Here is a 22,117-nt window from a genome sequence, read left to right as displayed (position 1 = left end):
CGAAAAAGCAGTACCGCCAGCCGGCGGTACTGCTTTTTATCATCTTTTCCAGTTTTCAAACAAGGTTTTGCTCTGCTGCAGGAAATCTTTTGAAATGGTGATCGTTGTTCCGTCGTCCGTTTTACTGTCCTCCAGAATCGGTACGGGGTTGCAGCCGTTTTTCTGCTTTTCCACCTGGCTGATCTGGAACCGGTTCCCGCAGTTCTGGCAGACCAGCTCGTCGCCCTCCTGCACATAGTACCCCCTGCCGGAGTCATAGCAGACCTGACAGGTGTTCAGCGCCGTCCTGATCGTGCCGTCCGGCGCTTTTACGGCGATCAGTTCCATATTGGTACCCCCGGCGTTATAGGGAATAAACTTCGCCGTCTCGGTAATCTCGCTTTTGGCTATGGAAACGTCCGCGCCCGTCTCTGCAACGCTGGTCAGCGACGCGCCGGACGGAGCAGCCATTTTGGGGGCGGTCAGCCCTTTCACAAGAAAGAAAGCCGCGGCCAGAAGGACCAGAAAACCCGCGCTCAAATAAATCGTTTGATTGCTCTTTTTCTTCGCGTCCGCCTTTCGGCCGGGGTTTGGTTTTTGGGATTTTGCCATTTCATGCACTCCTCTGATCTGTTTTGGCATCATCTTATCAACAGATTGTGGAGAATTTATGAAGATGGAAGCGAACGCAGAAGCAATTACCGCCCTACGGCGGCGTTCACCGCACTGCAGATATCGTCCAGCTCGGCGAGCGCGCCTTTTCCCAGGGTTCCGCACGCGAGCAAACTTTCCTTCGGTTCTATAAATTGGTAGCCGTATTTTTTCAATTTAGAAATATTTTCCTGCACAATCGGATTTTCCCACATATTCGTATTCATCGCCGGAGCGATCAGCACCGGTTTGTTCCTGATAGCCAGAATCGTGGTGGAAAGCATGTCGTCCCCGATGCCGGAGGCGATTTTCCCGATGATATTGGCGGTGGCGGGAGCAATCAGCACGACGTCCGCTTTCGTGGCGAGGGAAATATGCTTGATCTCATGCGGAAAATCGTCCTGAAACACATCCGTGTACACGCGGTTCTGCGTCAGGCTGCGGAACGTGAGCGGCGTTACAAATTTGGTCGCGCCGTTTGTCAGGATCACCTCTACCTGATATCCCTGTTTATAAAAGCGGTGGGCCAGATCGGCGGCCTTATACGCCGCGATGCTTCCGGTCACTCCCAGTATCATATTTTTCATCCTTGATCCTCCATCAGTTTTTTCAGCACGCTGTCCGCGACGCCCTTCGCAATCTGTTCCTTTCCGGAAAACGCCGTATAGCTTCCGCTCCCGTCCACCAGAAATCCCTCGTGGTTTCCCTGTACGACGGAATCCATATCGTTGGCAAGGACGTAAGTACAGCGGTTCTTTTTCAGCTGGCCATACGCCGTATCGATCAGCACTTCCCGGCTGACCCCGCTGAGCAGCTTAAAACCGACCAGAAGGGTCTTCGGGCTGGCGTCTTTGATCAGGCCGATAATCTTCGGTGTTTTTTCCAGCACCAGCAACGGATGCTCCAAATCGGAGCTGATCTTGTGCTCCGCGCTGAGCGGCCGGGCAAAAACCGCCTGTGCGACCGCCTGCTCCCACTCCGCTTCGGAAAGCGGAAGCGGAGCGCCGCGGAATTTTTCCGCCAGCGCCTGCGCAATGTGCTCCGGCGTCGTCACGCTGCTCACCTTATAATCGCTCACCGCCATGGAATGGATGACCGCGTCGATCTCCTGTTCTTTCAGCAGACCGATCAGCGTATCCTGCAGCTGGTCGGTCCCTTCGATATGCAGGACGCATATATTTCCATGCTCTGTCTTCGGAAGGCACGAGCCCGTTCCGCAGAGAAAATAGACGGTGTGTTCTTTCCCCGGAAGCCTTTCGGCCAGTTCTTCCGCAATCAGGCTGCCGAGTTTCCCGGTGGCCTCGTTCGCAATGGTTCGGACCGCGTCGATTCTTTCCCGTGTGCCGCCCGCGGTAACAATGAAATTCAAGCGCTCACATCCTTGCTTATCCATATAAATTTACTATGGTTTTAATGTATATGATTTCGCGAAATTTGTCAACTCGCCGCGTTCCGGTTCAGCGTATGTCCTGTATTAGAATTCTTCCTTTTTTCCCGTTTACTCCGTCAATTACAGAAACCAAAAACGCTCTTTCAAAATATTATGGAAGGAAGGCCCTTCTGGGACTATTTCATAATGGAAAGAAGCGCGATTAGGATGAATTCGGGCTACAACGGTCCCATCGGTTATCTGGACCGTATCAGACGCACGCGGGGAGCGAACTTCTGTAGAAACGCCTTCCTGAGAACGGAAAGGGGAAACAGGCAAAACGCCGTCAGGCTCATCAACGACGACAGGCTCCTCTTTGCCACCCTGTTTGTCCTGCAGCCGGAGATCTGGGAGCGGAACCTGTATCAGGAGCTCAGTGAACGCAACCGCACTGCGCTGAACATATGTCAAAAAATCAGGAGTGCAAAAAATCCGCAGGACGGTACGGGCGGGGAAATTTCTTTAAAAAGCGAGGACGTTCACTCCGTAATGCTCTGGATGTTCAACACCGGCGCGGGCGAAGACGGGCTGAGCGCCGAATTCGACCAGATTCTGGATATCACCGCGTCCGTGTTGGTGAAAACGCACCATGAAAAAACGGTTCTGCCGGTCATTGCAGACCTGATTTTCCGGCGCAACCGCAGGGGCGTATACAACCACGACCTGATCTGGGCTTTCTTCCAGGCCCGCGACCCGCAGTCGCTCACGCACATTGCGGGGAAGCTGCGTTCTTCCTACAAAAAGGACGTCGAGCTGGCCTGTCAGCTTCTGCACATTCCGGAGGATACGCCGCTGAACACAGGCAGGGACAAACAGAAGCAGTACGACGCCTACCTGTCGTGGCTGAAGGAAAACAGCCCCTATGTCTATTTCACGGGGGAAAGCCTCCAGCTGACCAACGCCCCCTCCGTCTGCGGGGTCAATCTGGAAGCAAAGTACCTTTGCAAGGATGTTTCTCCGCGCAACAACAAGCCTCTCACCCCCCTGACCGACGAGGAAATCGCCAATCTGGAGCATTTCCACGAAGTTGAGGAAGAAGAAAGGGCGGCCCTCGCGACATTTTCCCACAATCTTCATACCAAAAACGAGTCCTCGTGGAACGAATGGATGCAGTATCCTGTCAGCAAACAGGTCGACATCGCCAAATATGGCCGGAGGGAACTGGCATGATTGTGATAGCAGGAAATACGGTTCAGCCCGACAGCATAGGGGAATACGCCTCCGGCAGCATAGAGAGGACCATCCTCGATATGCTCGCTTCCAGCAGCGCGAAAAGCGTCTACGACTCCGTCGATCAGCTGAAATTCGAGCTGACGCTGCGCAAAGAAATCATAGCAGCCTCCCTGCAGCTTTACCGGAGCGGGCTGGGGTTCGAAATTTTCCGTGAAACCCGGTGCAACCCGGATTACTGGAAAAGGACGCAGGAGGGGGGCTTCCTGCTGAAAGACGGCGTAAAGCCGTCCAAAGCGATCATGGATATCTATGAAAACGGCTCCAAATACGGCACGGAATGCGCCACCGCCATGATGATCGTCTATTATAAGGCGCTTCTGTCCGTCTACGGGGAAGCCCTGTTCGACAAGACCTTCCCGAAAATCGAACTGATGAACTGGCACCATATCGACCCGCTTCTCCGCGAAGTCGGCTATATCAGCAAAAGAGACGTCTACCTGCCGGGGGACCGGCGGTATTTCGCGAATCCCGACGTCGACCCGCTGGTCCCGCAGTGGCAGGGCGAAAATGTCATCGACCTGGGCGACGGCAAATATTACGGGCACGGCATCGGCATCCGCAACGCGGACCAGATCATCCGCGCGCTCAACCAGAACCGGAGCGAAGACGCGGACGAAGACGCCCATCTGCTCGATTCGGCCGGACGGCCGAACTTTAACCGGCTTTACGGTATCTCCCGCCGCAGCGCCGCCTGACGTGTCCTTTTCCTCCGCGCCGCCCCTGTAAAAGCAGGAGCGGCGCTTTATTTTGCTTGTATTTGACAGATAAGTATTTTATAATAGAAGGCAATCCGTAAGCACCGGATGAATAACGAAGATTTGAGTGATGACAGTGGTCTTGATCGATATCCTGAAAGCGCTTGTGCTGGGAATCATAGAAGGGCTGACCGAATGGCTGCCCATCAGCAGCACCGGACATATGATCCTTGCCGATGAATTTATCAGGCTGAACGTAAGCCCCGCGTTTAAGGAAATGTTTCTGGTGGTCATTCAGCTCGGCGCCATCATGGCGGTCGTCGTGCTGTATTTCCATAAGCTGAATCCCTTCTCTCCCAAAAAGACGGCCGGTCAGAAGCGGGAAACCGTCAATCTTTGGCTAAAAGTTCTCGCCGCCTGCATTCCGGCGGGCATCATCGGAATCCTGTTCAACGACCAGATCGATAAAATCTTTTACAATTACCAGACTGTGGCGGTCACCCTGATTCTCTACGGCGTGCTGTTTATTGTGATTGAAAACCGCAACCGGAACAAGCGGCCCGCTATTCGCAATTTTTCTCAGCTGACCTACAAAACAGCCCTTTTCATCGGCATTTTCCAAGTGCTGGCGCTGATTCCCGGAACCTCCCGTTCCGGGGCCACCATCGTCGGCGCCATGCTGATCGGGACCTCCAGAAGCATCGCGGCGGAATTTACCTTTTTCCTTGCGATCCCCGTGATGTTCGGCGCCAGCCTGATCAAGATGCTGAAATTCGGATTCGCCTTTACCCCTGCGGAAGGGATGATTTTAGCGACCGGAATGATCACGGCGTTCATCATCTCGGTCTTTGCCATCAAGTTCCTGATGGGGTATATCAAAAAGCACGATTTCAAGGCGTTCGGTTATTATCGGATTGTTCTGGGAGTGGTGGTTGTCCTGTATTTCCTTCTGGCTGGAAAATAATCTTCATAAAAAAACTGCCCGCTCCGAAAGGGAACGGACAGTTTTTTTATGTCGGTTTTGCCCCGGCAGGCTTTTACCGGATAAAATTCGTGACCTGCGGCTCTTCCGCCTCCGGAATGGAAATGCCCGCCTGTTTTCCGGCCTCAATGGACTTTAAAAGCCAGGCCATGTTTCTGCCCAGAGTCCTCATGGTCTGCATCCCCTCCAGCTCCTGACGCACTTCCTCGGGCGTATTCCCGTGCACCATGTTCCAGTACTGAGAGGAAACAACCGGCATGCTCGAAATGGTAAAGTATTTGTTCAACTGGTCAAACGCGGCGGCTGCCCCGCCGCGTCGGCAGCTTACAACGGACGCACCCGGCTTGTACTTCAGGGCGGTTCCCGCATAGAAAAACCGATCCAGAAAAGACGTCAGCATTCCGGACGCCGCCGCGTAGTGGACGGGAGAGCCGAAAATAAAGCCGTCCGTTTCTTTGGCCTTTTCCAGCGCGTGGTTCACGGGGTCGTTGCCGAACACGCATTTGTTGCCCTTGTTCTTCTTGCAGAAGCCGCAGCCGATACAGCCGCGGATCGGCTGCTGGCCGACCTGAAAAATCTCGGTTTCCACTCCGACTTTTTCAAGCTCTCCGGCAACCTCGCACAAGGCCGTATACGTGCAGCCTTTTTCATGAGGACTTCCGTTGATCAGCATGACTTTCATTTTGAACCCTCCATACTTTATCATATTTTCAACCTCTCCGCAGGCGGCGGAGAGGTTCTCTTCAAAATTTCCGGGAACAGCGATCCGGCCCGTAAGGTGATCAGACCGGGCCGGTTACAGCAACCGGCCCGGTCTGATCTGCACACAGGAATACAGACTGAATTTTCAAAACGCAATACGTCAACGATCTATTCCGATTAAATTATGACTCCTGATCGTCGTAATGTCAATAATAATATGAGGAATTTTGAAATATTTTCCATCCGTTTTCAGGAATACCGCGCCGTTCCTTAATTGACAAAAGTTCTGTGCTGTGGTAAAATGATGTCAATATAAGCCATGAAGGCCGCAATCAAACATTTCTTTTGAATTTGATGAACCCAAAAAGCAGCTACTGAAGTAGTTCTTTTTGGGTTATTTTTTGTGATTGGAGAGGTTGCAACATGCATATTCCCGACAATTATCTGAGCCCCGCCACCTGCGCCGCTTTGGGCGCGGCCGTCGTTCCGGTCTGGGCGGTTTCCGTAAAAAAGGTGAAAAAGGAAATCACCAGGGCCAAAATGCCCCTGCTGGGGATCGGCGCTTCCTTTTCCTTTTTAATGATGATGTTCAATGTCCCGCTTCCGGGCGGCACAACCGGCCACGCGGTGGGCGGGACCCTTCTGGCGATCCTTCTGGGGCCGTTTTCGGCCTGTATTTCCGTTTCGGTGGCGCTGCTGATACAGGCCCTGTTTTTCGGCGACGGCGGAATCCTTTCCTTCGGCGCAAACTGCTTCAACATGGCGTTCGTGTTACCGTTTGTAGGGTATTTCATTTATAAGTTCATCAGGGACAGAGTGCGTTCCGAAAAAGGCGAATATCTCGGAATTGTCATCGGTTCGTACATAGGCATCAACACCGCCGCGCTGTGCGCCGCGATTGAGTTCGGCATTCAGGCGCTTCTGTTCCGTGACGCCGCCGGTCAGGCGCTTTACAGCCCTTATCCTCTGTCCGTCGCCATCCCGGCCATGCTGATTCCCCACCTTCTGGTTGCCGGCGTTGTGGAAGCGGCCTTCACCGCCGCCATTTTCGCATTCATTAAAAGGGTTTCCCCGGGCACGATATACGAAGGGGCAAAAGAAAAAAGCAAAGCCGTATACGGGCTGCTTGCCGCTTTGATTCTGCTGACGCCGCTCGGCCTGCTCGCCACCGGAACCGCCTGGGGCGAATGGGGTGCCGACGAAATCGGGGAGGTCGTTTCCAACGGCAGGGCGCTCGGCTTTATCCCTCAGGGAATGCAAAACGGCTTCAGCTTTGAAGCGATGATGCCCGACTATTCGGTCGGCGGTATCCCCGAAGTCGCGGGATATATCCTTTCGGCAGTCGCCGGCGTCGCCGTTTTGCTGATCGTATTTAAAATCGTATCTTCCCTCAAAAAGAACAATCACGGCGTTCACGAATAAATTTGGAAGGAAACCGTAAGATATGCCCGAATGGCTGCTGAAGGATGAAAATTACCAACCGCTTCCCGACAGGGACACCTTTATCGATAAAAGTATCTTTTCCCTGCTGCGCATCCTGTCGCGCATCCGGGCGCAAAGCGGCTATGTCGGCGGAAAACACGGCGTACACGCGCTCTGGAAGGTTGCCGGTACGTTTCTGCTGATCGTGCTGCTTTCCCTTTCCAGAAATATCTGGTTTCTCGCCGCCGTCGGGGCGTATCTGCTGGCGGCTTTAAGTCTGATGCCCGCCGAAAGGATTCTCCGCATTTTAAAAACGGGACTGGTCATTTCCTTCTTTTCGTTTCTGATCCTCCTTCCGTCGTTTTTTATGGGGAACCGGTACAGCCTGGTGATGATCCCCCTGAAAACGCTCGCGACCGTCACGGCGGTCGGCATTCTTTCCCACACCACGGGCTGGCACTGTGTCACCGGCGCGCTGAAAAGCTTCTTTATTCCGGATATTTTCATTTTTGTTCTGGATATTACCATTAAGTACATCGTCCTGCTGGGCGAGTTGTCGCTGGACCTGTTTTATTCGCTGAAGCTGAGATCGGTGGGAAAAAACACGGGAAAATACTCCTCCCTTTCGGGGATCGCCGGGACCCTGTTCCTCCGCTCGAAGGAAATGGCGGAGGACATGTACTCCGCGATGGAATGCAGGGGCTTTACCGGCAGCTACCGCGTCCGGCGGCGTTTCCGTTTTACGGCGGCGGATTTTCTGTATGTCATGGTCCATGCCGCGTTCATCGTCATTTTTGTTTGTTTAGGATGAAGAAATCAATGATTGAATTAAACGACGTATCATATTCCTACGAGGGAATTCCCGCGCTGAAGCATATCGGCCTGCGCATCGAAAAGGGCGAGTCCGTCGCGCTGATGGGCGTGAACGGAAGCGGGAAATCCACCCTTTTAAAGCTTCTGAACGGCATTCTCTTCCCCGACGGCGGAGAATACCGTTTCGCGGGGGAGAGCATTACACGGAAAAAAATGCAGGACCCCGCGTTTTCCAAGCGCTTTCATCAGCGGATCGGCTTCGTGTTTCAGAATTCGGACACACAGCTGTTCTGCTCCGACGTGTACGACGAAATTGCCTTCGGCCCGCGCCAGATGGGTATGGACGAAAGTGAAGTCGAAAAAAGGGCGGACGATTGCCTCGCACTCCTGAACATCCGGGATTTCCGCCACCGTCAGCCGTATCATCTGAGCGGCGGCGAAAAGAAAAAAGTGGCCATTGCCTGCGTGCTGGCGCTGAACCCCGAGGTCCTTGTTTTCGACGAGCCGCTGAACGGGCTTGACCCGCGGACACAGCGGTGGTTCGCCTCTTTCCTGATTCAGCTGCACGAGTCCGGAAAAACGCTGATCTCCTCCACACATGACCTGGAGATGGTGCAGGAGATTGCGGACAGAGCGGTCCTGTTTGACGAAAACCACACCATTGCCGCCGACAAACCGGCTCAGGAGCTGCTGGAGGACACAGAGCTTCTGAAAAAAGCAAATCTGATCGACGAATACTACCACAGGCACCCGGGAAGCGGTCATCAGCATTTCCATATTCATCCTTTTTAATTTTTTGTTTTGCAAAGTTCAAACTCTTTCCAATGATATTTTGCATTTTCATGGACAAAATAGCTGTTGGAAAGGAGGTCTTTTAAAATGATGAACAATGGAAAAAAAGCCAATGAAAGTATAAAATGTTCTGTTGACCAGTGTGAATATCACTGCCAGAGCCAGGACTACTGCAGTTTGGACTGCATCCAGGTCGGTACCCACGAGGCTAACCCGACAATGGAAGAGTGCACGGACTGTGAGTCCTTTCAGCGCAAACAGTAATTAAAACGAAATCATTACGAACCGAACGGGCAAAAAATTTGCTTCTTCGGTTCTTTTTTTGCTGTTAAAGCTAAAAAAGCACGATAGCCGGCCGCATCCGCGCCCGGCTATCGCATTTCTTAGAAGATTTCTATTTTCTGCTTGTGCGGAGCAGAATATTCAGTCCTGCGTCGTCCAGATAATTCAGCTCTCTGACAGAACGCACAATCTGGTCAGCCGCCAGCGTATCGTATCCGTTGCTGAAATACACGCCGGCCAAAGCAGTCAACGCCGCGGGACTGTTTATGTCGTTTAAAACATACAGCAGCTTCTGAAACAGATCAAACTCCCTCGCGCGGATCAATCTGTCAAAAAGGACCGTCACTGCATTTAAAACTCTCTTCCAGTTTTCATCCTTTCGGAAAGCAAGCTCGCCGTTCCCCCGGTATACGTTCCAGATCTGCCGGAAGGTACGGACGGTTGTTTCGCCGCAGCCGCCTTTTGCCAGACGGATACACTCCCCCGTCTTTCCGTTGTCCAGAATCAGGGATAAAAGATACAGGTACTCCGCGCTCTCCCTGCCGGCCTGCCGCAAAACGGCGCCCGCGGGGCGCGCGGCCGCCAGCGGTTCAAACAGTTTCCATGCCTTTTCATACTCCCGCGTATAAAAATACAGCTTCGCCCGCAGAAAAGTTTTGTCCGGTTCGTATTCGGGCTGCTTCGCCAGAATATCCCAGTAAACCACGCCGTAAGCGTAAAGCTTTTCCTCGATCAGAATATCCGTGAGCACGATGAGGTTGGGCGGGTCCTCCAGATTGGAAAAGAACGCCGTCAGCTTCGCGACGGCTGTCCGTTTATCCTCATACATCTGGTTGAGGACATGCCCGACGGAATAAAGGGTCTGGTAGTGGAAGGGTTCCTGCACGACCGCCTGCTTGTAGCATTGGAAAGCTCTTTCGTAATCGCAGAGCCGGACGTACAGATCCGCAAGAAGCAAAAGCGGCCCGGCCGGACCGTCCCCGGCCAGCCTCAGTTCGGGCGGAGGATCGCCCATCCGCATACATCGCTGAAAGCTGTCAATTGCCAGCGTATATCTTCCCCACTCCGAATAAACCGCACCCCGGAGCAGTTCCAGATCCGTACACTGAGGATAAACGGCGAGCGCCTCTTCAATCGCTTTCAGGGAGCGCTCATACTGCTTCAAGTGATCATACGCGATTGCGCGCCGGTAAACCAGATGGGGCGCGTAAGGCTGCGTCTCATCCATATTGGCGTATGCCCTGTCATAAAAGCAGGCCGCGTTCTTATAATCGGAATCCGACAGATACTCATTGCCCAGATGGAACTGAAGGAATGGATTTTCCGGCTCTTCTTCGAGCTCTTTCAGAAGGGCTGCGCAATTCTCTTTTCTCTTTTGGCGTTCCTTCGCGGCTTCCTCAAAGCGGCTGAAGCGGTAAATTCTGAAATCCCTTCGCTCAAACAATCCCTTCGCGACCTTTTTGCCGTCCTTTCTGCAAAGCTGCTCCCGCACCTTCCCCCGAAAACAGTAAAGTCCGTCGTTGCGCAGCAGGCGCAGGGTATTGGGCATTGTATAGCACGGTCCGCCTTCGGGATTTTCCGCAGGACTGAGGACGGTAAAATGGCATCCATGGTTTCTGGAGTGCTGAACGTAGTCCACAAGGGCTTCGCGGCCGCTCTTTTCAAACACCTCGCAGTCGTCCATCAGCAGGACCCATTTTCCTCCCGCCTTGCCGATGGAATAATTTCTGACGTCGCTGATACTGCCGTTCCACGGAAAGGAATAAACCTTTGCTCCGAATTTTTCTGCGGTTTCCGCAATTTTCCCGGCTGAACCGATATCGACAAGAATAATCTCGTCAGCGGCATCCCCCACGCTCTCAAGACATTCTTCTACAGCGCTTTCTTCCTCTTGCACAATTACACACAGGCTGAGAGTTCTTTTACGACCCATATCTGCATCACTCCCTGTGGATTACTGAAAATGACTAAAAACGGGATTTGCGTACAGCTTTCGTCCTGAGACGGGCTCTGATCCGCAAAAATACGGGCCTGTTTTCTTTCAGGCTTTCAATATATTCACTATCATTCTATGAATTTGGAATATATCTGGTTCGATATATTTTTCCTCTCCGTAGATATTTTTTCGCGGGCACTTTCGTAAAAAGCAGGCTGCCGGTTCGCTCTTACGAGCGAACCGGCAGCCTGCTAAAAATAAAGGACAGTGCGTAAATTCTGTAAAAAGATGAAAAATCAGGATGAAGGGTGCAAAATTTACGACTGCCTGAGAAAGCCCAAAATTACATACAGTGCGTCAGCGCCCAGGCGACGCCGCAGTCGCGCTCTTCCGTCGGAACCACAAGCGCGCCGCCGGGCAGCTTCGGAATTGCGGAGCCCCGGCGAACAAACACCGCCGTCCCTGCAAAATCAAGCATGGGCAAATCCGTTTCACCGTCCCCGACCGCCATGACCTCCCCCGGAGAAAGCCCCAGCCGCCCGCACACAATGGAAAGCGCTTTGCCCTTGTTGGCCGTCGGCGTATTGACCTCTCCCAGATAGGGGTAGGAGCGCCCCGTTGCAAGATGCCCGATCTTCTCCGGCCATGTGGCCAGCGCCTGTGCGACCGACTGAGCATCGCCCAGAAACATGACCTTGTTCACCCGCTCAAGCGGCAGGTCGGCCGGCGCAGGGACGTCGAACCGCTTATAAAGCCGGAACGAATCCAGAATATCCGACAGCCAGTTTTTGTCCATGTCCTGCGGGAACCAGTAGGGGATGACCTCGGGCTGGAAGGCCAGCATGGAGATGCCGCCGACCGTTATCCCTTGTTCGTAAACGGCGCGCAAATCCTCCGGGTCCAGAAAATCCTGATACCACACTTCGTCCCCCGACAGGACCAGAGCCCCGTTTCCCAGAATCAGCGGCCCGTTCATTCCCAGCTCCCGGCAGATGGACTCCACTCCCTGGAGCGGCCTGCCCGTAGCCAGGATCACCTGAATTCCGGATTCCATGGCCGCTTTGACCGCGGAAGCATTTTCCGCGCTGATTCTGCCCTCTTCATCGGTCAGGGTACCGTCCACGTCCAGTGCAATCAGTCTGATGGACATTCCTCCGTCCCCCTTTTTCAGTAATGTATGACAAGGACCGATTTTACAGATAGGGAATGATTTGCTTAACGGAATCAAAAATCAGATGAGGCTTGACATCCGAATCCGGAAGGTCCTTCAGCTGTGCCTCGCCGCTGAGGACAAAGATTCCCGTGAGCCCGTTGTTGACCCCGGCCGCGATGTCCGTATACAGGCGGTCACCCACCATGGCGGTCTCTTCTTCCGTACAGTGGGTCATTTTCAGCGTATACGCCACAATCTCACGGTTCGGTTTTCCGATCACCTTGTCGGGTCGGCGTTTGGTGGACGCTTCTATAAAAGCGTGGATGGAGCCGGCGTCCGGAATAAACCCGGTTTCCGTCGGGCAATTAAAGTCCGGATGCGTCGCTATGTACGGAAGTCCCTCCCTGATGAAATCGCAGACCTTGCACATTTTCTTATAATCCAGAGAGGTGTCGAATGCGGTGATGACAAGGTCCGGATGCTCGTCGTCCAGCGGGATTCCCATTTTTTCAAATTCCGCGGTCAGCATGGGGTTCCCCAGCAGGAAAACTTTTTTGCCAGGAAAATTCTTTTTCAGGTAATCGACGGTCGCGTGACCGGAGGTAATCAGCTGCTCGGGACGGATCTTCAGCCCCATCCGCTCCAGCTTGTCATAGTATACATCCGCGCTTTTGGAAGAGTTGTTGGTCATGAAAACATATTTTCTCCCGGTCTCCTCCACCCGTTTTAAAAAGTCCCTTGCCCCGTCTATCCACTGCTCCCCCAGATAGATCGTCCCATCCATATCCAGCGCAAAACATTTGATTCTGTCCAAAAGACGGTCGGGGTCCGCGTTTACCTTAATACAATTGTCGCTCATGGTTAACCTCCAAAGACTCCCTCTTTCCCCCGCGTCAAGAAGTCTGATTTTATTAGCGGGCCGCTGATGAATTCTCAGCGCGCACGGTTCTCACTATTTCATAATATCGGCTGATAATGTCATTTTCCCAATCCATATCATACCACCCCAGGAAATAGGTCAAATCGGCGGAAGTAAACCGCTTGCGCATCAGATTGGCGAAGCGCATGGCCCAGCGGAAGCGCTCTTCCGTGACAGGGGCGTCCAGCTCGCCGAACAGCAGAGGATGCTTCGCTTTGTTCAGCGCCCGCGCGCAGGCAAGCGCCGTGTGCGGAAGAAGTTCTTTGAGGACGGCGCGGTGTTCGGGCCACTCCTTCAGGAACGCTTCGAACTTCGGACGGTTATCGTTCCATTTTTTCAGCTTCTGGCTGTAATCGTTCCAGCATTCGCGGCCCATTTTCCCCGTGAGGTCGATCGGCCGGAACGTATCCAGAACCTTTTTCTGCATTTCTTCCTCCGAAGGATAGCAATTGCCGATATCGATTCCGCCGTCCGCCAGCTCCTTGTCAAGGCGGGCGACGAGCTTTTCCATATTGATCAGAGCAAGGAGCACCGATTCACCCACCTGCTGACCGTGCACCCCCGTCTTTCTTTTGTCGTAATCCGCAGTCATGTCCAGCAGATGGCTGATGACATGCTCATAGCCGGAAACCGGCACGGAGTCCTGCGCAAACGTCATGGTGAGCCCGGTCACCAGCAGGCATTTCCCCAGCACTTCCATTCCGGCGGAAGTCCGGTTGGCTACTTCTTCCATATACGGGATCAAAAGGTCCTTGATGTCGTCCACAATGCGCCAGCAGGCGTCTAATACCGTTGCGGTGCCCATGCAGTCGGCCAGATACCAGTCCGCGAAAGCGTCGAACACCGGGAAAAGGTCGCCTACTCCCCCCACCGTATAGTGCAGCGGGCAGTCCATCAGGGTCTGCACGTCCATCAGGACAATATTCGGCGTACGGGAAGGCCATGTCCGCTTGACGCCGTCCTTGGAAATAATGGAGGAACGGGACGTGTAGGCAGGTACCGTATTGGCCGTCATAAAGGAAATCAGCGGGATGCGTTCGCAATCGTTTTCATTCTGATAGAGGAAGCATGCGTGCTTTGCAATATCCGTAACGGTTCCTGATCCGACGGAAATGACCGCGCAGGTTTTGTCCAGACGGGACTGAACCGTTTCCACCTGCTTTGCGTCCGCGTGAACGACCCCGTACTCGTCTCCCTTGAGGACGAGCTTTTCCACGGCGTAACCCGCCCGGGTCAGCAGCGCCTGCACCTGCTCCTTCAGCTTTTCGCCTTTGCGGAGAATGACCGTCTCGTCCATGACCGCGAGCACCCTGCGCCCGGCCCGGACATTCAGGGACTGCAGCGCCTCGGGAAGCCGCTCGATGGCGTCCCTGCCGACGATCACGTCCTCCAGTTCTATTTTGGGAATCTGATCGTAATCCGACCAGCGTTTAATCCGTTCATTCAAATCCTTCATATTGCCAACGTCGTACTTGAATACGGGAGGCATTAACCGGTTTAACATGATGAACTCCTTCCTTTTTGCGGGGCTGCGAAAGCCCTTCTCAGGCTTTCGCAACCGGGAATGCTGTTAATGATTTTCAGTAAAATTGTTCAGTTTTTTATAGAAATCTCCCTGCGCAAGCGAGCTGTAGGCGGTCTTGAATAAATCGTACAGTTCGTTATACTGCGGTACCGTCTTCGGATTCGGCTCGTAGGTGCTTACCTTCTTGACCATCGTGTCCACGCCTTCCTGCACGCTCTTGAACACGCCGGCGCCTACGCCGCCCAAAATGGCCGCACCCATGACCGTGCATTCGCCTTCCCTGAGCATCGTTGCGGGACGGTTGTAAACGTCCGCCTGAATCTGGCACCACAGCTTGGAATTGGTCGCGCCGCCGCTCAGGATGATTTCGTCGATATCAATAAAGGAATAGAACGCTTCCAGAACACTTCTGGCTTCCAGAGTTACGCCTTCCAGCACCGAGCGCGCCAGAGATGCAAAATCGCTCTTGAAGCTGAGCCCGAGGAAAGCGCCGCGGGCCGTGCCGTCGTAGTTCGGGCAGTTGGACCCGGCCAGATACGGCTGGAAGATGACGCCGTTGCTGCCGACAGGCGCCTTTTCCGCATGCCTGTCGAGAATCTGGTAAGGGCTGGTCTGCGTAATCGGTTCGATCATCTTGCATACCTGCCCGACGGTGTCGCGGAACCAACGGTAGCTGCTGGCGGCCGCCATCTGCAGTCCTTCGGACTCCCACGCCTTTTCCGGGAAAGCGGCGGCCGAAAGGGAAACCTTCTTATTGGGATCGTGTTTAGGTGTGTCGAGAGCGGCCAGACTGACTCCGGAGGTTCCGAAGGTCACCTCGCACAGGCCCTCGCGTATAACGCCCGCGCCGATTCCGGCACACTGCTGGTCGCCGCCGCCGGTACAGACCGGCATGCCGACCGGCAGCCCGGTGCGCTCGCTCGCGTATTTGTCGATCGTTCCCACCTGCCAGCCGGAACCGACCAGGCTGGGCAGCTTATCCTTGCTGATGCCAAACCGTTTCAGGAGCGGATCGCTGAATTCCATGGTCTGCACATCGAGCAGTCCGAAATAAGAGGCGTTCGACCAATCCTGGAACCAGCCGTCCTTCGCGCCGAGCTTATACAGGAAATATTCCTGCGTGGTCAGAATTTTGGAGGCCCTCTCATAGGTCTCCCGCTCATTATTCAAAACCCATTTTACTTTGCCGCTTCCCCAGGCGGTACCCACGGGAAGGCCCGTGATCTGAGTGTATTCGTCGCCGAATTCACTCATCCATTTCGCTTCGGCCTCGCAGCGGGAATCCTGCCAGGAAATCCCCATGCCGTTGCGCATGACATTGCCGTCCTGATCGACGTACATATGCAGGATACGCTGGGTGGATAAGCCGATGGACGCGATTTCACTGGGATCCACACCGGCCTTTTTCCCCTTTGCCACAACCTCCGCCAACGAGTCGTACATCGCCTCGACCATCATGTTGATGTCCTGGTCGATCCATCCGGGCTTGTAGTAAACGCAGTCATACTCGCGATATCCCTGCGCAATTACGTTCCCGCTCAAATCATAAATTTTGCTCCTGAGTCCCGTTGTCCCGCTGTCCAGACCAATCAAATACTTTGCCATTGTTTTTCCTCCCTTTATAAGCCTTTTCAATACTTTTCCCGCAGTCACAATGACCGCGGCATTTGATGCTTCGCCTTAAAAATTTACACAGCTTTTAGTCCTGACCCAACCGAAAAGCTCCGCTGTAACCGATTCCAACCCATATAAAACCTGCCGTCAGGTTTATTCCCCGAGTGGAACGTTGCATATTTCTTTGTACAACGATCGCTGTGTCCAATAAAAGATCTGTAATAAGGCTGAGGAAAAATCACACGGTGCGCGCCCCTGCGCGCAGTGAAAAAACGGGAGATAACCAAATTTTCTCAGAGGGAGCTTCGGGATTTCACATTTTTGGTGGCCACAAAAGGAATCCCCGTTCCCGCTGCGTCCTTTAAGATGATGTCTCCGATTCTGACCGGAGCGGCCACCTTGACGGTTTTCAGAGCATTTGCACAGTCAAATATTTTTTCTTTGGGAACCGCTTCCCTTGTTTTCACGGACAACACATGAATATCCCCGCCGGAGACCCTTACCGAAGAGGTTACGATCCTTGTGGGACATGTAACTTCTTTTACAGCGTACTTTTCTCCGCGCGGGCAGGTATTCCCGGTCACCTTCACCACTTTACCGTCCTGCATATCTACGGTAATCATGCAGCCGAGCGGGCAGCCGATACAGATCAGTTCTCTCTTCTCCATGATGCTCCTTACTCCTTTTCGATCTTAACGGTAATTTTCTTCAAATCGGGATATCCCAGCAGCTTTTTCCTGTCGAGGGTGATATCCTCCATTTCCCCGGGGGCCATAATGATTTTTTTGCGGTGCAGCACCCGCTCATCGTCATAGTAAACGCTGACATAGCTGTCCTTAAAGACGTTCCCGACACGGAAACGCACCTTGACCGTGTCCTCCATCCGGCCGATATTCACGGTTTTCGGCACGGTGTAGCGGACCCCGTCAACCGCTTCCAGCGTAATGGTATGTGCGGAATTTTCCTGACCGCCGAATTTTCCGAGCACGTATTTTGCGGCGTTCTTTCCCGCCAGAGCGGCTTCTTCGGAAACATAATCCACCAGATCGTGCACATGAAGGACGTTCCCGCAGGCGAATACCCCCTCGACATTGGTTTCAAGGCTTTCGTTGACGACCGGCCCGCTGGTGACGGCGTTCATCTGAACGTTTATCTTGTTCGACAGCTCGTTTTCCGGAATCAGGCCCACGGAAAGCAGGATGGTATCACAGTCGTAATCCTCCTCGGTTCCCGGAACAGGCTTCATGTGCTCATCCACCTGCGCGATGGTGACCCCTTCCACACGTTCAACCCCCCGGATATCCACAATGGTATGGCTTAACCGGAGAGGGATCCCGAAATCGTCGAGGCACTGCACGATGTTCCGCTTGAGTCCGCCCGAATACGGCATAATTTCGGCGACCACCTTGACATGGGCACCCTCCAGCGTCATTCTGCGCGCCATAATCAGGCCGATGTCCCCCGAACCCAAAATAACGACCTCCCGGCCGGGCATATAGCCCTCCATATTGACAAGCCGCTGGGCGGTGCCCGCGGAGAAAATGCCGGCCGGCCGGAAGCCGGGGATGTTCAGCGCCCCTCTGGGCCTTTCCCGGCAGCCCATCGCCAATATGATCGCTTTTGCCTGAATATGTACCATGCCCTCCGTCCTGTTCATATAGGTGACGATTTTGGACTGCGTAATATCCATGACCATGGTATTCAGCTTATACTCTATCTTCTGTTCAAGAACCTTCTCAATAAACCGATAGGCATATTCCGGCCCGGTCAGCTCCTCCTTGAAGGTATGCAGTCCGAAGCCGTTGTGGATGCACTGGTTCAGAATCCCGCCGAGTTCCCTGTCCCTTTCGAGAATCAGGATGCTGCCGACGCCCGATTCCTTCGCCGCCAAAGCCGCTGCAAGCCCGGCGGGTCCCCCGCCGATAATAACAATTTCATATGACTTCATCATTCATCATGCCTTTCTTCCATGTAAACCTTTTACAGTTCTTTGGTTTTGCCGACAACGAGCCGGGAACCGCCGCCCTTTTTGGTGATTTCGGTCATATCGATCCGCAGTTCCCTGGAAAGGATCTCCATCGTTCTGGGCGTGCAGAAGCCGGCCTGACACCTGCCCATGCCCGCGCGGGTTCTTCTTTTGATACTGTCCATGGATTTTGCCCCCAAAGGCCGGTGAATCGCGTCCACAATTTCCCCTTCGGTAATCATTTCACAACGGCAGATGATATTGCCGTACGCCGGATTTTTCTTAATCAGTTCGTTTCTTTCCTCATCCGTGAGTTTTTCGGGCTTTAAAACCCCTTTTCTGGCAGAAACAAAACCAGTTTTTTCTTTCAGCTTCAGTTTTTCCGAAACCATCTTCGCCATCATCACCCCGATCGCGGGCGAACTGGTCAGTCCGGGGGATTCGATTCCCGCGGCGTCGAAGAAGTACTCGGCGTCCGGAACCTCCTGCACAATAAAATCATGTTTGTCCTGATGCGCACGCAGGCCCGCGAAAGAGGTAATCACCTTATTCATGGGAATCACCCGTTTTGACAGATGATTGGCCTTTGCCTTTTCCGTCAGAACCTGCAGGATATCCTGCGTGGTATTGGTTGATTCCTTATCCTCCACGTCGTTGGCGGTGGGGCCGACATATAAATTTCCATGGACAGTGGGCGCAATGAGAATCCCCTTCCCCATTTTTCCCGGAACCGGGAAAACGGAAGCGGTGAAAAGGTCCCCCACCGTTTTGTCAAACAGCAGATATTCTCCTTTGCGCGCGGTAATATGTATTTTTTCTTCGCTCACCATGTTGTGGAATTTATCCGCATAAACACCGGCTGCATTGACGACGCATTTCGTCTCAATGGTTCCGTGATTGGTTTCCAGCTCGTATTTTCCGTTCTTTTTACGGATCTGCAGGACTTCCGTCTCAAACCGGAACTCCACCCCGTTCACGTTGGCGTTTTCCCCCATGGCAATGGCAAGGTTGAACGGGTCGATCACTCCGCCCGTGGGTGCGTAAAGAGCCGCCACCGTTTTATCCGTAAGGTTGGGTTCCATGTTCATGACTTCCTCACGGGAAAGGATCCGTACGCCCGGAACCCCGTTTTGACGGGCCTGATCGAGCAGAAGTTCCAGATGCTTTACTTCCTCCTCGTCGGTGGCAACCACCAGAGCGCCGTTCTTTTTCACCGGAAAATCCAGTTCTTCCGCCAGTTTCCAGAGAAGAGCGTTGCCTTCCACATTTAATTTCGCCATCAGCGACCTAGGCTTCGCGTCAAACCCCGAATGAATGACTCCGCTGTTCGCTTTTGAAGTGCCGGAAGCGACATCATCGCCCTTTTCCACCACACACGCGTTCAGCTGATACCGTGATAATTCCCTTGCAATACAGCACCCGGTAACCCCGGCGCCGATGATTACAACATCATACATTATGATTACTCCTCCGTCCTTTTCGTCTCATAAGCAGACCAGGAAAGCTTATGAATCAAAGCCAACACCGAAAATTTGGGTAAACGGGACCTCTATTGCCCCAAGATAGAAGGCAATAAATAATTCTTCATTGGTAAAATATCTCTTTAAATCTGACAGTTGAATGTGCGCATCGGCACATTCAACCGTCCTGTTCCATCCCTATTTTAAGGCTGGCGAAAAAACAATCAGCCCTTCAGATCAAAGATGCCGGTCTTGCCTTCCTGATAGTAGCCCCACGCGTCAAACGCTGCCTGCAGCTCCTTATGCTGCTTTGCCGCTTCCAGCATGTTCTGCCCGGAAACAGCGGCGTCGATGGCCTGACGGAAGGCGATTGCCCCGGCCCTCGGCCCCATCGGATGGCCGTGAATGCCCGCGCCGCTCGCGATCATCACGTCGTTGCCGAACTTCTTGACGACGTCTTCCACGTGCCCCTGCGTCGTGCCGCCGCCCGGCATCGGGAACACCGGCTTGATGTTGCCCAGAGGGGACAGCATCCGGTATCCGCTGTCCACAAACGTATCCATCATCATCGGGAACTTGCCGTAAGGCGTCAGGGCGATGATCATATCCACACCGGCCAGCCTCGGCAGCTTCGCGCCGATCAGGCCCGCGCTCACGCCCGACCATGGGGACTCGTACAGCGCTCCCGTATAATCCGAGTGTCCCAGAATCGGAACGTTGATATCCTTGTCCTCCGCGAGCATTCTCGTCGCGTCCAGACCGATCGTGTTGTAGTTCACCATCAGGCAGTTGGCTCCCGCTTCCAGCGCTTTGTAAGCGTTGTCCTTCAGGTTCTCCGTCCTGTCTGTTATGTTAAAGGCATAGAGCGTCTTTTCGCCCTTCTCCTCGTCCGCGCGTTTCAGAGCAGCCATGACCGCCTTGACTCTTTTCACCAGCGGGCAGTGGACCGGGTTGGAGATCAGCTCGTCGTCCTTGATGACGTCCACGCCGCCGACGGCGGATTCAAAAGCCAGTGCGGCCGTCGCTTCCGGCGAAAGGCCCGTGCAGGGCTTGATCATGTTGTTCAGCAGCGGGCGGTCGTAAACGCCGAGGAGGTCGCGGATGCCCTTGACGCCGAACTTCGGGCCCTGGAACTGGTTCAGGAAGGAATCCGGGAATTCCAGATCAATCAGCTTGACCTTGCCGGAACTGGAGATATTGCCGATCACGGCGCTCAGCATCATCGCGAAATGCGCTTCGCCGAAGTTGGCCCACGGATAGGCGATACGGACGATGAAGTTTCTTTCCTCAACTTCCTTCGGAAGCTCGATCTGGTAGGAAGGCGCTTCATAAACGCCGACGACTCTGCCGATGCATTTCTCACGCACCTCGGCGGTTTCCTGGGGTACCTGGATCCAGGTTCCGCAGGTCTGCTCGCACGCCAGAGCAGCGGCGAACTTCATCATATTTGTGTTCCGTTTGGTTCCGCAGTAATAGGTTGCGATGACGAAACGGTCTTTTTCCAGCCCTTCCGGGTATTGAATGATAATAGGATCGATATACACGATGTCCACTCCTTCTTTGTTTTCTTTGGCTAAGTTATTTCCTATGTCCCTATTATAACTGCCTAAAAATCATAAGAAAATATTGAAAAATATTTCAATATTAACTAAAATTATAAGCTGCATTTTATGGACAGCTCCTGTAAAGCAACAGGGAAAAAACCGAAACAACAAAGGACCCGTTCTCTTCCTAACAGGGAAAGAGAACGGGCCCTTTATCAAAATATTATGTTTTATGGAGGACTGAGGCCCTTTGATTTTTTCACTTTCACGGCGTACCGAGGGAATTCTTGCGCCTATGTGTTTATTATTTCAGGATTTTATTGACTTTTGTATTTTTCCAATATACGATTAAACATAGAATTCGTACCCGGGAAAGGAATTGATGGATTTGGAAATTTCCGTATCTGTAAAAGGTGTATTCAATAGAAACGGCAAATATCTTCTAAGAAAAAACAGAAGAGAGGAATATGAGCTATTAGGCGGAAAGCTGGAACGAACCGATCAGTCGACCGTTGAAAGGCTGATACAGGAATATAAGGAAGAGTCCGGTATCGGGATAGCGGTACAGGAATTAAGGCATCCATGGCTCTACAAAATCGGCATGGAGCAGACGCTCATCGTGCCCTATGTCTGCACGGCTGAATATATCCCTGAGGTTCTGTTTGATGAAGACGGAGGCCAATTGGATTGGATAGAGGAAGCGGACATAGAGAACTTGAACATGCCGGTTGGATACAAAGACACGATAGCGGACCGCCTGCCGCAAATCAGCATATCGAATGTCCCAAAGAAGCAGAAGCTTTACCATGACGACCGTTTTCAGGTGGTTTTTATTTTTATGAAAAACGGCCGTATCTTTTTAAAAGAGACTCTTAATAAGGACCAGGCTCCTTATAATCTATTCTGTCAAAACTTTACCCCGCAGGAAGTCGGGCGATTGAGCCCCCAAAAAGCAGTCTCTTTCCCGGATAAGATTGAAATCTATTATGAATATAAAGAAGAACCATAAAAGGATAGGAT

Annotated in this window: 21 protein-coding genes; 8 read left to right on the top strand and 13 right to left on the bottom strand. The window is 53.0% G+C overall.

The window, feature by feature from the left end; translation table 11 throughout:
• Nucleotides 1-39: 39 nt before the first annotated feature.
• The 3 genes from ACRQV7_RS03765 to ACRQV7_RS03755 all read right to left on the bottom strand — a co-directional run bounded on the left by ACRQV7_RS03765 (nt 40) and on the right by ACRQV7_RS03755 (nt 1,999).
• Nucleotides 40-591 (bottom strand): DUF2318 domain-containing protein, encoded by a 552-nt coding sequence (locus tag ACRQV7_RS03765; RefSeq protein WP_444659514.1) that lies wholly within the window; start codon nt 589-591, stop codon nt 40-42.
• Nucleotides 592-677: 86 nt separating this feature from the next.
• On the bottom strand, nt 678-1,217 hold the full coding sequence (gene coaBC / locus ACRQV7_RS03760; RefSeq protein ID WP_038322953.1) for a bifunctional phosphopantothenoylcysteine decarboxylase/phosphopantothenate--cysteine ligase CoaBC: 540 nt from the start codon (nt 1,215-1,217) through the stop codon (nt 678-680).
• Nucleotides 1,214-1,999, bottom strand: coding sequence for a phosphopantothenoylcysteine decarboxylase domain-containing protein (locus tag ACRQV7_RS03755; RefSeq protein WP_444659513.1), 786 nt, complete (start codon nt 1,997-1,999; stop codon nt 1,214-1,216). Before ACRQV7_RS03755 ends, coaBC begins: the two co-directional genes overlap by 4 nt.
• Nucleotides 2,000-2,227: 228 nt before the next feature.
• On the opposite strand from ACRQV7_RS03755, the gene ACRQV7_RS03750 reads away from it, so the two are divergent.
• From ACRQV7_RS03750 to ACRQV7_RS03740, 3 genes are all read left to right on the top strand, one after another.
• Nucleotides 2,228-3,229 (top strand): hypothetical protein, encoded by a 1,002-nt coding sequence (locus ACRQV7_RS03750; RefSeq protein WP_444659512.1) that lies wholly within the window; start codon nt 2,228-2,230, stop codon nt 3,227-3,229.
• On the top strand, nt 3,226-3,987 hold the full coding sequence (locus ACRQV7_RS03745; protein ID WP_444659511.1) for a protein-glutamine gamma-glutamyltransferase: 762 nt from the start codon (nt 3,226-3,228) through the stop codon (nt 3,985-3,987). The genes ACRQV7_RS03750 and ACRQV7_RS03745 overlap by 4 nt, the downstream gene beginning before the upstream one ends.
• Before the next feature lie 136 nt (nt 3,988-4,123).
• Nucleotides 4,124-4,951 (top strand): undecaprenyl-diphosphate phosphatase, encoded by an 828-nt coding sequence (locus ACRQV7_RS03740; RefSeq protein ID WP_444660205.1) that lies wholly within the window; start codon nt 4,124-4,126, stop codon nt 4,949-4,951.
• 73 nt (nt 4,952-5,024) lie between these two features.
• Here the strand turns inward: ACRQV7_RS03740 and ACRQV7_RS03735 are convergent, their stop codons facing one another.
• Entirely contained in the window at nt 5,025-5,651 is a 627-nt protein-coding gene (locus ACRQV7_RS03735) for a flavodoxin family protein (protein WP_444659510.1), read from the bottom strand.
• A gap of 443 nt (nt 5,652-6,094) precedes the next feature.
• Here ACRQV7_RS03735 and cbiM point away from each other — a divergent pair, with 443 nt between their 5' ends.
• The 4 genes from cbiM to ACRQV7_RS03715 all read left to right on the top strand — a co-directional run bounded on the left by cbiM (nt 6,095) and on the right by ACRQV7_RS03715 (nt 8,962).
• The gene (gene cbiM / locus ACRQV7_RS03730; RefSeq protein ID WP_444659509.1) at nt 6,095-7,093 is read left to right on the top strand and encodes a cobalt transporter CbiM; all 999 of its coding nucleotides are present in this window, start codon (nt 6,095-6,097) and stop codon (nt 7,091-7,093) included.
• Nucleotides 7,094-7,115: 22 nt separating this feature from the next.
• Nucleotides 7,116-7,904 (top strand): energy-coupling factor transporter transmembrane component T, encoded by a 789-nt coding sequence (locus tag ACRQV7_RS03725; protein ID WP_444659508.1) that lies wholly within the window; start codon nt 7,116-7,118, stop codon nt 7,902-7,904.
• A gap of 8 nt (nt 7,905-7,912) precedes the next feature.
• The gene (locus tag ACRQV7_RS03720) at nt 7,913-8,698 is read left to right on the top strand and encodes an energy-coupling factor ABC transporter ATP-binding protein (RefSeq protein WP_444659507.1); all 786 of its coding nucleotides are present in this window, start codon (nt 7,913-7,915) and stop codon (nt 8,696-8,698) included.
• Between the two features lie 87 nt (nt 8,699-8,785).
• Nucleotides 8,786-8,962: a DUF1540 domain-containing protein gene (locus ACRQV7_RS03715; RefSeq protein ID WP_081928198.1), complete on the top strand. Its 177-nt coding sequence runs from the start codon at nt 8,786-8,788 to the stop codon at nt 8,960-8,962.
• 130 nt (nt 8,963-9,092) lie between these two features.
• Here the strand turns inward: ACRQV7_RS03715 and ACRQV7_RS03710 are convergent, their stop codons facing one another.
• From ACRQV7_RS03710 to ACRQV7_RS03670, 9 genes are all read right to left on the bottom strand, one after another.
• Nucleotides 9,093-10,913, bottom strand: a complete 1,821-nt coding sequence (locus ACRQV7_RS03710; protein ID WP_444659506.1) for a glycosyltransferase — start codon at nt 10,911-10,913, stop codon at nt 9,093-9,095.
• Nucleotides 10,914-11,259: 346 nt separating this feature from the next.
• Nucleotides 11,260-12,066, bottom strand: a complete 807-nt coding sequence (locus ACRQV7_RS03705) for an HAD-IIB family hydrolase (RefSeq protein ID WP_444659505.1) — start codon at nt 12,064-12,066, stop codon at nt 11,260-11,262.
• Between the two features lie 43 nt (nt 12,067-12,109).
• Entirely contained in the window at nt 12,110-12,928 is an 819-nt protein-coding gene (locus ACRQV7_RS03700; protein WP_444659504.1) for an HAD-IIA family hydrolase, read from the bottom strand.
• Between the two features lie 52 nt (nt 12,929-12,980).
• Nucleotides 12,981-14,492, bottom strand: coding sequence for an iron-containing alcohol dehydrogenase (locus ACRQV7_RS03695; protein ID WP_444659503.1), 1,512 nt, complete (start codon nt 14,490-14,492; stop codon nt 12,981-12,983).
• Nucleotides 14,493-14,558: 66 nt separating this feature from the next.
• Entirely contained in the window at nt 14,559-16,118 is a 1,560-nt protein-coding gene (locus ACRQV7_RS03690; RefSeq protein ID WP_444659502.1) for an FGGY-family carbohydrate kinase, read from the bottom strand.
• A 302-nt stretch (nt 16,119-16,420) separates the two neighbouring features.
• Nucleotides 16,421-16,795 (bottom strand): DUF1667 domain-containing protein, encoded by a 375-nt coding sequence (locus ACRQV7_RS03685; protein WP_444659501.1) that lies wholly within the window; start codon nt 16,793-16,795, stop codon nt 16,421-16,423.
• 8 nt (nt 16,796-16,803) lie between these two features.
• Nucleotides 16,804-18,075, bottom strand: a complete 1,272-nt coding sequence (locus ACRQV7_RS03680; protein ID WP_444660203.1) for an NAD(P)/FAD-dependent oxidoreductase — start codon at nt 18,073-18,075, stop codon at nt 16,804-16,806.
• 32 nt (nt 18,076-18,107) lie between these two features.
• On the bottom strand, nt 18,108-19,550 hold the full coding sequence (locus ACRQV7_RS03675; RefSeq protein WP_444659500.1) for an NAD(P)/FAD-dependent oxidoreductase: 1,443 nt from the start codon (nt 19,548-19,550) through the stop codon (nt 18,108-18,110).
• A 227-nt stretch (nt 19,551-19,777) separates the two neighbouring features.
• Complete coding sequence (locus ACRQV7_RS03670; protein ID WP_329494145.1) at nt 19,778-21,097, bottom strand: RuBisCO large subunit C-terminal-like domain-containing protein; 1,320 nt, start codon at nt 21,095-21,097, stop codon at nt 19,778-19,780.
• A 382-nt stretch (nt 21,098-21,479) separates the two neighbouring features.
• On the opposite strand from ACRQV7_RS03670, the gene ACRQV7_RS03665 reads away from it, so the two are divergent.
• Nucleotides 21,480-22,106 (top strand): hypothetical protein, encoded by a 627-nt coding sequence (locus ACRQV7_RS03665; protein ID WP_444659499.1) that lies wholly within the window; start codon nt 21,480-21,482, stop codon nt 22,104-22,106.
• Nucleotides 22,107-22,117 lie beyond the last annotated feature (11 nt).

Source organism: Caproiciproducens lactatisolvens, assembly GCF_052443335.1.
Taxonomy (GTDB): domain Bacteria; phylum Bacillota; class Clostridia; order Oscillospirales; family Acutalibacteraceae; genus Caproiciproducens.
The sequence above is the reverse complement of the archived record's forward strand: the minus strand, read 5'-3'. Positions and strand labels throughout refer to the sequence as shown.